The organism is Halopseudomonas laoshanensis (genome assembly GCF_008365385.1).
In the GTDB taxonomy this organism is placed as follows: Bacteria; Pseudomonadota; Gammaproteobacteria; order Pseudomonadales; family Pseudomonadaceae; genus Halopseudomonas; species Halopseudomonas laoshanensis.
On sequence record NZ_QOVF01000001.1, the window covers coordinates 1,296,002 to 1,307,289 of the forward strand.

General features: G+C 55.2%; 11 protein-coding genes. 10 read left to right on the top strand and 1 reads right to left on the bottom strand.

Going from position 1 to position 11,288, the window contains the following annotated elements:
• Window positions 1–57: 57 nt before the first annotated feature.
• The 8 genes from DT594_RS05925 (at window position 58) to DT594_RS05960 (ending at window position 9,482) form a co-directional block, all read left to right on the top strand.
• Entirely contained in the window at window positions 58–1,050 is a 993-nt protein-coding gene (locus DT594_RS05925; protein ID WP_149331782.1) for an XdhC family protein, read from the top strand.
• Window positions 1,047–1,652 (top strand): nucleotidyltransferase family protein, encoded by a 606-nt coding sequence (locus DT594_RS05930; RefSeq protein ID WP_149331783.1) that lies wholly within the window; start codon window positions 1,047–1,049, stop codon window positions 1,650–1,652. Before DT594_RS05925 ends, DT594_RS05930 begins: the two co-directional genes overlap by 4 nt.
• A gap of 119 nt (window positions 1,653–1,771) precedes the next feature.
• Window positions 1,772–2,311: a (2Fe-2S)-binding protein gene (locus tag DT594_RS05935; protein WP_149331784.1), complete on the top strand. Its 540-nt coding sequence runs from the start codon at window positions 1,772–1,774 to the stop codon at window positions 2,309–2,311.
• The gene (locus DT594_RS05940) at window positions 2,308–3,291 is read left to right on the top strand and encodes an FAD binding domain-containing protein (protein ID WP_149331785.1); all 984 of its coding nucleotides are present in this window, start codon (window positions 2,308–2,310) and stop codon (window positions 3,289–3,291) included. The genes DT594_RS05935 and DT594_RS05940 overlap by 4 nt, the downstream gene beginning before the upstream one ends.
• Complete coding sequence (locus DT594_RS05945) at window positions 3,291–5,495, top strand: xanthine dehydrogenase family protein molybdopterin-binding subunit (protein ID WP_149331967.1); 2,205 nt, start codon at window positions 3,291–3,293, stop codon at window positions 5,493–5,495. Before DT594_RS05940 ends, DT594_RS05945 begins: the two co-directional genes overlap by 1 nt.
• A gap of 134 nt (window positions 5,496–5,629) precedes the next feature.
• Window positions 5,630–6,961 (top strand): 30S ribosomal protein S12 methylthiotransferase RimO, encoded by a 1,332-nt coding sequence (rimO, locus tag DT594_RS05950; protein WP_149331786.1) that lies wholly within the window; start codon window positions 5,630–5,632, stop codon window positions 6,959–6,961.
• 477 nt (window positions 6,962–7,438) lie between these two features.
• Window positions 7,439–8,671, top strand: a complete 1,233-nt coding sequence (locus DT594_RS05955) for a nuclease-related domain-containing protein (RefSeq protein WP_149331787.1) — start codon at window positions 7,439–7,441, stop codon at window positions 8,669–8,671.
• Window positions 8,672–8,675: 4 nt separating this feature from the next.
• Entirely contained in the window at window positions 8,676–9,482 is an 807-nt protein-coding gene (locus DT594_RS05960; protein ID WP_149331788.1) for a hypothetical protein, read from the top strand.
• A gap of 367 nt (window positions 9,483–9,849) precedes the next feature.
• Here the strand turns inward: DT594_RS05960 and DT594_RS05965 are convergent, their stop codons facing one another.
• A complete protein-coding gene (locus DT594_RS05965; RefSeq protein WP_149331789.1) occupies window positions 9,850–10,293 on the bottom strand; it encodes a DUF3010 family protein in 444 nt (147 codons plus the stop codon).
• Window positions 10,294–10,472: 179 nt separating this feature from the next.
• Here DT594_RS05965 and DT594_RS05970 point away from each other — a divergent pair, with 179 nt between their 5' ends.
• Together DT594_RS05970 and DT594_RS05975 are read left to right on the top strand one after the other, a co-directional pair.
• Complete coding sequence (locus DT594_RS05970; RefSeq protein ID WP_096346390.1) at window positions 10,473–10,721, top strand: DUF3297 family protein; 249 nt, start codon at window positions 10,473–10,475, stop codon at window positions 10,719–10,721.
• Between the two features lie 64 nt (window positions 10,722–10,785).
• A complete protein-coding gene (locus DT594_RS05975) occupies window positions 10,786–11,268 on the top strand; it encodes a YehS family protein (protein ID WP_149331790.1) in 483 nt (160 codons plus the stop codon).
• Window positions 11,269–11,288: the final 20 nt, after the last annotated feature.

Genomic DNA, 11,288 nt, shown 5'->3' on the forward strand with positions numbered 1-11,288 from the left:
ATAATGCTGAACGGCTTTAATGATGAACCTACCAACCATCTTGAACGGAGCACCAGCGTGGATAGCGTAGATCTCGCAGTACTCAAGCGCGCCAGTGACTGGCTACATGACGGTCACGCTGTGAAGTTGTACACCGTCATTCAGACCTGGGGCAGCGCGCCACGGCCGGTCGGGTCATTGCTCGCCCTGCGTGCCGACGGTCGTATCGAAGGCTCGGTATCCGGCGGCTGCATAGAAGATGACCTACTTGCCCGTCAGGCTGACGCAGATGCACGCCCTGCAGGCTGCGAACTCATTACCTACGGCATCACCCGTGAGGAATCGGCGCGCTTCGGCTTGCCCTGTGGCGGCACCTTGCGTCTGGTTAGCGAGCCGCTGAAGTCTTCCGAGTGGATAGACGCACTACTCGCCAGCTGCACGCAGCATCAACGTGTGTGTCGAGAGCTGCAATTATCCACCGGCGCAGTGCAGCTGCACCCGGTAACGCGGGATGAAACCTTCCAGTTTGACGGAGAAACCCTGCGTGCGCCCTTTGGCCCGGGTTGGCGCATTCTGATGATCGGCGCCGGCCAATTATCACGCTACGCAGCCGATCTGGCGATAGGTTTGGGTTTTGAAGTGCTGATCTGCGATCCACGCGAAGCCTACAATCAGGATTGGCCAGTAGCCGGTGTGCGCTTTGTTGATGGCATGCCTGATGACGCGGTGCTGGCCATCCAGCCGGACGCACACACCGCCATCGTCGCGCTGACCCACGATCCACGCCTGGACGACATGGCACTGCTCACCGCGCTCGAATCGGATGCTTTTTACGTGGGCGCATTGGGCTCACGCGGCAACAGTGCCAAGCGCAAGGAACGGCTGATCTCGTTGGGCATCTCCAGTGCCAAGGTTGAGCGGTTGCACGGCCCTATCGGCCTGGCGATTGGCAGCCGTACCCCGGCGGAAATTGCGTTGTCGATGATGGCTGAGGTAGTCGCCATCAAGAATGCCATCCTGGCTGGCGAACGCGAAAATCAGGCCGATCAACAGCAGCGTAGCTGCGCGTGAGTTCCTGGACTCCGGTTGCCGGCTGCACCTTGATTCTAGCGGCGGGCCAGGGCGAGCGTTATCGCCAGCACCGCGGCGAAGACAAGCTTCTGGCTCCCAGCCGAGCTAATGATGCCAGCGCCGCTCCCATTTTATTAGCCACTCTGCGGGCCTGCGCCGGACTCACTGAGCGCTGCGTGCTGGTGCTATCGGACGATCAGCCAGAGCGTATCGCACTGGCGCAGCAACATGCGCCGGCATTGGGAATCGAGTTGCTGTGCATCAGCTCCCACGGCCTGGGCCACAGCCTCGCCCAGGCGACTGAAGCAACCGAGTCCGCGCCCGGCTGGCTGGTCGCGCTGGCGGATATGCCCTACTTACAAGCTTCTACCTGGCAGCGGATGGCTCAGGCCATTCAGCCAGACGCTTTAGTGTTGCCTACATTCCAGGGCCAGCGCGGACACCCGCGCGTCATCGGCAGCCGGTACGCCCGCCAGCTACGCGAACTGGACAGCGATCAAGGCGCTCAGCACCTGTTCAGACTGCCAACGGTGCAAGAAATTGAAATAGATGACCGCGGCATACTGCTGGATGTCGACGTCCCAACTGATCGCATTCAGTAATAACCGCCGTCAGAAATTCCTGAACGATTTGCTCCCCTCCCAGTCGTAATTTCTAGACGCACACACTGCGCAACTTTCGGCGCGCCGCCTTTGGCGCCCACCCCTACCGTGAGGCACGCATGAGTTCAACAACCGACCCCCAGGGCGCAACGACCGTTGCGACCTGCCCCATGATCATTGAAATCAACGGCGAAACTCGTCAACTGGACGTCTACCCCTGGACCACCCTGCTGGACCTGCTCCGCGAGCAGATCGGCCTGACCGGCACCAAGAAGGGTTGCGACCACGGCCAGTGTGGCGCCTGTACCGTGCTGCTGAATGGCACCCGCATCAATTCCTGCCTGACTCTGGCGGTCATGCATGACGGCGCCAAGCTGACCACAGTGGAAGGTCTCGCCAACGGCGATGAGCTGCATCCCATGCAGGCCGCCTTTATCAAGCGCGACGCCTTCCAATGTGGTTATTGCACCCCCGGGCAGATCTGCTCCGCCATCGGCATGACAGCCGAAGGCCGCGCGGAAACGCCGGATGAATTACGCGAACAAATGAGCGGCAACCTGTGCCGCTGCGGTGCCTACCCGAACATTCTCTCCGCCATTGAAGACGCCATGCCGGAAACGCGTAAGCAATTGGCCGACAGCACCGAGGTGAGCCGATGAACCCGTTCAACTACGCACGCCCCGCCGGGGTGGATGAAGCCATCGGTCTATTCAAGGCCAACAGCCGCTATATCGCCGGCGGCACCAACTTGCTGGACCTGATGAAAGAGAATGTCACGCGCCCAGAGCAACTGATCGACATCACCCGCTTGCCGCTTAAAGACATAGAAGAAACTGAAGACGGCGGCCTGCGTATCGGCGCATTGGTCAGCAACTCCGACCTGGCCTGGGACGAGCGCATCGAACAGCGTTACCCACTCCTATCCAAGGCTATTCTCGCCGGTGCATCACCACAGTTGCGCAATATGGCTACCACCGGTGGCAACCTGCTGCAACGCACCCGCTGCTATTACTTTTACGACGCCGGCACGCCCTGCAACAAGCGCGAGCCCGGCTCCGGTTGCCCGGCGCGGGACGGCCTGAACCGCATCCATGCGATCCTGGGTCACAGCGCGCAATGCATCGCCGTGCACCCCTCTGATATGTGCGTAGCGCTGGCTGCATTGGAAGCTACCGTGATCGTCAAAGGTCGCCAGGGCGAACGACGCATCACCTTTGCGGACTTCCATCGTCTGCCCGGCAGCGCACCCGAGCTGGACAACACCATGGCTGATGGCGAGCTGATTACCGCTATTGAGCTGCCCGCAGAAAACTATGCCACTCACTACTCCTACCTGAAGATTCGCGACCGCGCCTCCTACGCCTTTGCACTGGTGTCAGTCGCCGCTGCCCTGGAGATGGATGGCCAGGTTATTCGCAGTGCCCGTGTGGCACTCGGTGGCGTGGCACATAAGCCATGGCGCAGCGAGGAAGCCGAAGCGCTATTGGTGGGTAAGACCGCCGGTGCGGCAGCATTTGGCGAACTGGCCGACGCATTACTCGCCGGTGCCAGTGCCTTCAGTGATAACGAATTCAAAATCGAGCTGGCCCGCCGCGCCATTGTGCGCGCGCTGAGCGACGCCGTAGAAGGAGCCGCATGATGAACGCCAAAACCTCCCCCGTCGGCAAGCCGCTGGACCGTGTAGATGGTCCGCTGAAGGTCCAGGGCCAGGCGCAATACGCCGCTGAATTTTCTCTGCCAGGCCTGCTCTATGGCAGCGTAGTCAACAGCACCATTGCCCGCGGCCGTATCGCGCATATTCATACCCGCGCGGCAGAAGCCGTACCCGGCGTTGAGCTGGTACTGACCCACGATAATCGTCCGCCGATTGCCGGCTATGACAAACCCTATGAAGACGACGACGCTGCAGACGGCTCGCCGTTTCGACCGCTTTTCAATGACCGCATCCTCTACAGCGGCCAACCGATAGCGCTGGTAGTGGCAGAAAACCTGGAGCTGGCACGTTATGCTGGCAGCCTGATCAAGGTCGAGTACGAGAAAGAAAATCACGCCACCGACCTGATGGCCAATCTCGAACAGATGCACAAAGCCCCGGCTGACCTGCCCGACCCGCGCGGTGATACCCAGCAGGCGCTGAATAGCGCTGCGGTCAAGGTCGAGGTCGAATACACCACGCCGGTCGAGCATCACAACCCGATGGAACCGCACGCCTCCACCGTGCATTACCTGGTCGATGGCAAGCTGGAAATCTACGACAAGACCCAGGGCGTGCAGAACTGCATGCGGTATCTGGAAGACGTGTTCGGCATGAAAGACCAGATCCGCATCCTCTCGCCCTATGTAGGCGGCGCTTTCGGCTCTGGTCTGCGGCCGCAATACCAGTTGCCGCTGGCAGTCATGGCTGCGCTCAAACTCAAGCGCTCGGTGCGGGTTACGCTCAAACGCCAACAGATGTTCACCTTCGGCTATCGCCCGCGCAGCGTTCAGCGTTTGACTATTGGCGCTTCCAGCGACGGTCAGTTGCAAGCGATTTACCACCAGGCTATCGCCCAGACTTCCTCCTTCGAGGACTTCACCGAGCAGGAAGTCGAATGGTCCGGCATGCTCTACAAATGCCCCAACGTTAAGCTGGATTACCAACTGGTGCCGCTGGACGTGTACACACCACTGGATATGCGTGCACCCGGCGCGACCATCGGCGTGTATGCGCTGGAATGCGCAATGGATGAACTGGCCTACGCCGCCAATATCGACCCGGTCGAGCTTCGCCTGAAGAACTTCACCGCGCACAACGCCAATGAAGACAAGCCCTACTCCAGCAAAGCCCTGCGCGAATGCTACGAGCAAGGCGCCGAGCGCTTCGGTTGGTCCAAGCGCAGCATGCAGCCACGCAGCATGCAGGACGGTCATCAACTGGTCGGCTGGGGCATGGCCAGCGGTGTATGGGAGGCCATGCAAATGCCCGCCAGCGCCAAGGCCTGCATCGACGCCACCGGCAAGCTGATCGTCAGCAGCGCGACCACGGATATCGGCACCGGCACCTATACCGTCATGACCCAGATCGCCGCCGAGGCTATGGGCTTCCCGATGGAGCAGGTGGAGTTCAAGCTGGGCGATTCAAGCATGTCTGAAGCGCCATTGCAGGGCGGCTCATTCACCGTGTCTTCAGTCGGCAGTGCAGTACAGAAAGCTTGCCTGGAGCTGCGCCGCAAGCTGCTGGATACCGTGCAGCAAAGCCCGGCCTCCCCGTTCAGCGGCAAGACGCTGGAAGAAATCGACTTTGCCGACGGTTGGCTGTTCGTCAAAAACGACCCCGAGCAGAAGGTCAAACTGACGGATATCGCCGCCGAAACCGGCGCGATGGAAGCCGAGGCCAGCGTCAAGCCAGGTGAAGAGCGCGATGGTTACGCCACCGGCACGCACTCGGCGGTATTCGTCGAAGTGAAAGTGGATGAAGATACCGGCATGGTCAAGGTCAGCCGCGTGGTCAGCGCCATCGCTGCTGGGCGCATCGTCAACCCGAAGACCGCAGGCAACCAGATTGTCGGCGGCGTGGTCTGGGGCGTCGGTCAGGCCCTGCATGAAGAAACCCAGATGGATCATCACCTGGGCCGTTTCATGAACCACAATTTTGCCGAGTACCACATACCAGTACAGGCGGACATTGGCGATATCGATGTGATCTTCGTTGAAGAACACGACGAGATCGTCAACGCGCTGGGCTCCAAGGGCGTGGGTGAAATTGGCATTGTCGGCGTCGCCGCTGCGGTGTCCAACGCCATCTTCCACGCCACCGGCAAGCGCGTGCGCGACCTGCCGATTACCCTGGATAAACTGATGTAACGCCGGCCCGACAAACCTCTTCCTCATGCGCACCTGACCAGCGGCAACACCCGCTGCTGGTCAGTCAGCGACCTCGCCGCTAGAATACGCCGTCTTTATTCTGTGGCCACGGCCGCGCGCCCCTGAGGAGCAATATGTCTACTTCCGCATCGATCAACCCCAAAGTCGGGTTCGTATCACTCGGCTGCCCCAAGGCGTTAGTGGATTCGGAACGCATCCTCACTCAGCTGCGTATGGAAGGCTATGACGTAGTCGGCTCCTATGAAGACGCCGATGTGGTAGTGGTTAACACCTGCGGCTTTATCGACACCGCCAAGGCCGAATCCCTCGACGCCATCGGCGAAGCCATCGCTGCCAACGGCCGGGTTATCGTCACCGGTTGCATGGGCGTGGAAGAAAGCGTCATCCGCGATGTGCACCCCAGCGTGATGGCTGTCACCGGCCCGCAGCAATACGAGCAAGTGGTCAATGCCGTGCACGAAGTCGTGCCGCCGCGCGCTGATCACAACCCCTTGATCGATCTGGTACCACCGCAAGGCATCAAGCTCACGCCCCGCCACTACGCCTACCTGAAAATATCCGAAGGCTGTAACCACAGCTGCAGCTTCTGCATCATCCCCAGCATGCGCGGCAAACTGGTCAGCCGCCCGATTGGCGATGTGCTGGGTGAAGCCGAGCGCCTGGCCAAGGCCGGCGTGAAGGAACTGCTGGTTATCTCCCAGGACACCAGCGCCTACGGCGTTGATATCAAATACCGCACCGGTTTCTGGAACGGCCGCCCGGTCAAATCACGCATGACCGAAATGTGCGAAGCGCTTAGCGAGCTGGGCATCTGGGTACGCCTGCACTACGTTTACCCCTACCCGCACGTAGATGAACTGATTCCGCTGATGGCCCAAGGCAAGATCCTGCCGTACCTGGATATCCCCTTCCAGCACGCCAGCCCGAAAGTGCTCAAGGCCATGAAACGCCCTGCCTTTGAAGACAAGACCCTGGCGCGCATCAAGAAATGGCGCGAGATCTGCCCGGAGCTGACCATCCGTTCGACCTTTATTGTCGGCTTCCCCGGTGAAACCGAAGAAGACTTCCAGTACCTGCTCGACTGGCTGACCGAAGCCCAGCTCGACCGCGTCGGCTGCTTCAAATACTCCGCCGTCGAAGGCGCCCCCGCCAACCTGTTGGCCGACTCAGTACCTGAAGAGGTCAAGGAAGAACGCTGGGAACGCTTTATGGCTCACCAGCAAGTGATCAGCAGCGCGCGCCTGCAGCAGAAGATCGGCAACGTGATTCAGGTAGTGATCGACGAAGTGGACGAAGACGGTCCTATCGGCCGCTCCATGGCCGACGCCCCGGAGATCGACGGCAACGTCTATATCGACACCGAACAAGACCTGCAGCCAGGCGATATGATCACCGTCAGAGTCACCGACGCTGATGAATATGATCTTTGGGCTGAGCAGATCTAACCAACACCGCCCCGCGTCAACGGCTCCCTGCAAATGGCCGAGCCCCTCGGCCATTAATCAGTTCCACGACGCCCGACATTTTCCCCGACACAAACCTTGGCACCACCAAAAAACTCCGGCACTATCCAGTGACTGCAAGCCCGCTTGTCAGCACCCTTCCCCTCTCGGCACGGATGCCCGATAAACCCGCCTGCACACAGTTTTTGCATAACCCTGCCATTGCAGGTTCCTGAAGCTGTGCAGAACGGGCGGTAGCGTGCTTGAACAACGATTACAAGAGCAATTGGCTCGCAAACCGGGATAGAGAGCGAACTCGGTACGGCCATAATGGAGTTATATCGAATGCAGTCTAAGGTGCTTAATATAGTAGAGAACGCGTGATGTACGTTGTGGTTTTTATTATAAATTCCTTAAAATAATAAGAACATTAAAACGCTTATTAATGATGCGCTCGATCTAATCACCGTTAGGAGCAACATGCATATACCAAGTGAACGAGTCTACTCTGAGATGCGCTCCGAAGCCGCTTCACTTTGGATAGTGCCTGCTAATGAAGGTGAAGAAATCGCGATTCTAATTAAAGCACCAAGCTCATCCATAAAAGCATTGATTGCTGGCTGTACCTTAGAGTTTTTATTTGGAAAGCATAATGAATATCTATGTAACGGTGTGAGAATTCACGATATGCCCGATGCGCCAATATTGATATCTGGTGCACAGCGAAATAATGAAGAGCATCGAGCATTATTAAGGCTACTAAACGACCTTACAGGTCCAGTATTTCTTTTCAATGAAATGGATGTATGTCTTGCCTGGACAAATCTAACAATAACTGAATCTGATGCAAGCAGGCTAAAGGAAAGTATTGGAGAGAGTTCTTCCATATATACAGGTAATTTTACAAGCGATTGCTCGCATGCACTTGATTGCTTCTGTTACTCAGCTGATCAAACAAAAACATATCCAGGTGCTTCATTAATTCCCCTTGAGCTTGTAGGGCCTGGCCTAGAGCCGTGGAGGATTAATAATAATAGCTTTATTGGTATTCGCGAGAACCACTCCCTAGTAATAGACGAGAAAAATGAAGGTGAAATTTTCGAGCGTGCTATATGGGCATCACTTGAATCAGTATTTCCATTCAATATATATAAAAACCCGAAAGTTATAATTGGTAAAAAAACCAGAGAATTAACCGACATTCTAGCATTTCATCAATATGGCAGCATTTTAATAGAAGCAAAAGATCTGTCCGTATTTCAGGCGGGGTTTGTACGAGACCAAGAAAGAAGAACAAATGGGGTAAAAAAGCAGATATCGAAAGCAATTAAACAACTCATTGGCTCAATTAATGCTGTAAAAAGCGGAAGCGATATTTTTGATTCAAGAGGAGATTCAGTAGATATCGTTCGCGACCAACCATTTCACTGCATAATTCTTATTACTGAAATGATGCACTGGGGTGAATGGAATGAAATAGAGAAAGAAATTGTGGAGGCAATGAGATCAACCGGCTCATTTTTTAATCTATTAGATTTGCGTGAATTTATTACCTTGTTAAAAGGCAGCTCTGGTCGCGCAGAGTTGCTCGATTATAATCTAATGGAGCGATGTAAAGCCTTTGTCGAATGCGGCTCTGTTCATTTGAGAAGCCAGATCGCTCCTAACAATACACTGCAGCCGACGCCAAAAAGCGGCGCGTCTGAGCTTTAACGTTATGGATAAGAAAGTTGAGCAGGCATACAAGGAAATGACACTTTTATACCTGAAAGACGAGATCTTCTCTTGGTACCCGCGTACAGAATCCGGAGATTACGCGAAGCAAGATGGCTGGAATAGACCGTACGACTATCTTGATATCGCATACAAGATCATCGAGACGCACTCCTCATCGTTCGAGCTAATCGACTGCGTCTCCAACCTGAAAAGAGCAATCGATCACCGCATAAAGAAAATATCGACTGACTATCAATTCAAAAGCATGAACCGGTTTGGTCTACCCAAAGAGAGCTTGCAAAAGCTTGAAGCATTGGGTTTGGCTAAACCCGCGATCATTAAGACCATTACCAGCATCAGAAACGTCGTCGAGCATCAATTTGAAGATCCTCCGGGAGTAGACAGATGTTCAGAATTGGCTGACTTCACTTGGTATTTCCTTAAATCCACCGATGGCGTGTCCAGAAACATTCCAAACACATTCTTGCTAAGCAATGACTTTGTGAGCGGATACGACGACGAATTTTGGCTTTGTTTTTCCATTGGCGACGACAAGCTATGGCAAGGTGTCAGTGTCTACGGGTGGGTAAAGGCTTCTCACCTTTCATTGCAGCAAACATCGGAGCTCAAGATCAATCTTGAGACTCTCCAGATACGAGGGGAAAGTGAAAGAACTGAAATCGATCACCAAGTGCTGGCGGGGCTTAACGGCGATGCACCGCTCTTTGTTCGGGGCCAATGCTGCTTTACAGATTCAGCCTATGTCAGGCTCATTCATTCCTACTTCTCGGCCGACCGGCATCTTTAATTAACTTTGCAGGAGCAGGTCTTGTCTTTCGCTACCACTTCAACCGCTTATGCCCCTAACCAATCGTTAATCAATCAAGGAAGCGCATGAGGTACTACGACGATATTCTCTCGGGCGAGGTTATAACGCTTGGACCGCGACAAATCACCAAGGAGGCCTCTTTGCGGTTCTGCAATGAATTCGATCGTCTTCCGGTTCACCTAGAAAAACCAGAAAGAGCTACGGTGTCGTCAGGTGCAAGCTTGAAACCTTAGGCCAGGATCGCGGCTTAGTCATGTCGGCAACGGTCGATTATCTCCTGGCGTCAAAGCCACCCAGCTCCGAAACGGCTGATTAGCGCGGCCGGCCGCACTGGGTAGTGCCTCTATTATTCCTTGGCGGCGTATTTGTCTTTCATCAGATAGGCATAAGCCGTATTAAACGCAACCTCCTGATAGACCTTCAGATCAGTTTCGGCATAATCAATCTGTATCGGATTGCGCTTCAGTGATTCCTTGATATCGGTCGTGGACATGATGATCACGTCCAGGTCGCTGATCAGCTCGATGGCCGCTTCCAGCTTGAAACCCACTGCGCCGCCGGCAAACTTACCCTTCATCGGTCGCTGGCGAATAACCACCCGGTCAACCTTGTAATCTTCCATCAATTTGGCAAAGGTCTGCTGAAAGTAGCGCAGCTCGCGGGTGCTGTTGATGTCTGTCAACGTCAGCCGCCGGGAGCGAAAATCAGGCAGCTCAAAAATTTCGTCTGTCAGCGATAACAAACATACGTTCACGTCATTACTGTTGATTTCAACACCACACACTTTCATAGAGCACCCGATTTGGCTAGATGCGCGTATTGTAGCGCAAAATGCCTGGGCATTAGGCTGTCGCCAGCAAAACGCCGCCCAGCGTCGTTGGCGAGCGCTGAAAACCTTGCGTCCGTTCTTGAGTGCGGATTCTTTACTGTCTAAGATGGTCGCCTTTATTTCCGACTCAGGGCCACCGCATGACCGATACCAAATCGCTACCACCTCTACCGGATCGACTCTCGAGCAATCCCCGTAGCCCACATTATGTAGAAGCGATTTTCGAGAATGATGTTGGCATCATGCTGAACGGCAAAGAGCGCACCAACGTTGAGGAATACTGCATCAGCGAAGGTTGGATCAAGACCCCCTCCCCTAAAGCATTGGACCGCCGCGGCCAGCCGCTGCTGATCACGCTGAAGGGCACGGTTGAAGCCTTTTACAGATAACTAGAACCCGTACTGCAGTTAGCCTTTGAACACGTTTGGCTTATCTGAAACCAGGAATTGCAACTTGACCAACAACGATATTTTACGCCGCGTACGTTATACCTTTGACCTGAAAGACAGCACTGTGATCGACATACTCGCCTTGGCCGATACGGAGGTGACCGCAGAGCAGGTAGCTGGCTGGTTGAAGAGAGAGGACGACGATGGCTTTCTGAAGATGAAAGACGTTGAAATGGTCGCTTTTCTGAATGGTTTTATTAACTTCAAGCGTGGCAAGCGTGATGGCGCGCAGCCGCCGCTGGAAGAACGCCTTAACAATAATATGGTGCTGCAAAAACTCAAGATCGCTCTGAATTTGCAGGCCGAAGGCGTTTTGCACCTGTTGGAGCTGGCCGACTTCCGGCTGAGCAAGCACGAACTAAGTGCTTTTTTCCGCAAGCCCGGCAACAAGAACTACCGGGAATGCAAAGATCAGATCCTGCGCAAGTTCTTGCTCGGTATGCAACTGCAAGCAAGACCCGGTGAGACTGACCCAGAGTTAGAGTAAAGCTGATCGTCGGCGGCACC

What these genes read in the sequence shown, in the direction of transcription:
- DT594_RS05935 (WP_149331784.1), top strand. Translation starts at nt 1,772, where the DNA reads ATGAGTTCAACAACCGACCCCCAGGGCGCAACGACCGTTGCGACCTGC.
- DT594_RS05940 (WP_149331785.1), top strand. Translation starts at nt 2,308, where the DNA reads ATGAACCCGTTCAACTACGCACGCCCCGCCGGGGTGGATGAAGCCATC.
- DT594_RS05945 (WP_149331967.1), top strand. Translation starts at nt 3,291, where the DNA reads ATGAACGCCAAAACCTCCCCCGTCGGCAAGCCGCTGGACCGTGTAGAT.
- rimO (WP_149331786.1), top strand. Translation starts at nt 5,630, where the DNA reads ATGTCTACTTCCGCATCGATCAACCCCAAAGTCGGGTTCGTATCACTC.
- DT594_RS05955 (WP_149331787.1), top strand. Translation starts at nt 7,439, where the DNA reads ATGCATATACCAAGTGAACGAGTCTACTCTGAGATGCGCTCCGAAGCC.
- DT594_RS05960 (WP_149331788.1), top strand. Translation starts at nt 8,676, where the DNA reads ATGGATAAGAAAGTTGAGCAGGCATACAAGGAAATGACACTTTTATAC.
- DT594_RS05965 (WP_149331789.1), bottom strand. Translation starts at nt 10,293, where the DNA reads ATGAAAGTGTGTGGTGTTGAAATCAACAGTAATGACGTGAACGTATGT.
- DT594_RS05970 (WP_096346390.1), top strand. Translation starts at nt 10,473, where the DNA reads ATGACCGATACCAAATCGCTACCACCTCTACCGGATCGACTCTCGAGC.